Source organism: Vogesella urethralis (assembly GCF_007644045.2).
Taxonomy (GTDB): Bacteria; Pseudomonadota; Gammaproteobacteria; order Burkholderiales; family Chromobacteriaceae; genus Vogesella; species Vogesella urethralis.
The window spans coordinates 1-254 of sequence record NZ_VMDW02000133.1 but is presented as its reverse complement, the minus strand read 5'-3'; the positions used below and the strand labels follow the sequence as shown (position 1 = coordinate 254).

General features: G+C 55.5%; 1 protein-coding gene. It reads left to right on the top strand.

The features are described 5' to 3' along the window. Positions 1-77 precede the first annotated feature (77 nt). The coding region (locus tag FLQ03_RS16700) for an aspartate 1-decarboxylase (RefSeq protein ID WP_206211020.1) at positions 78-254 on the top strand (177 nt) is incomplete at its 3' end.

Genomic DNA, 254 nt, shown 5'->3' with positions numbered 1-254 from the left:
CGGGCAATACTGCCCGGGCTTTTCTCAGGGCGGGCGCCGTGTCCGCTCTGCTACATTAAGGTTGAAGGGTAGAAGTTATGATGCGTAATATGCTGCAGGGCAAGCTCCACCGCGTAAAAGTCACGCAGGCGGACCTGCACTATGAAGGTTCTTGCGCCATTGACCAGGACTTCCTGGATGCGGCCGGTATTCTGGAGAATGAAACTATTCACCTCTGGAACGTCACCAACGGCAACCGTTTCTCCACCTACGCC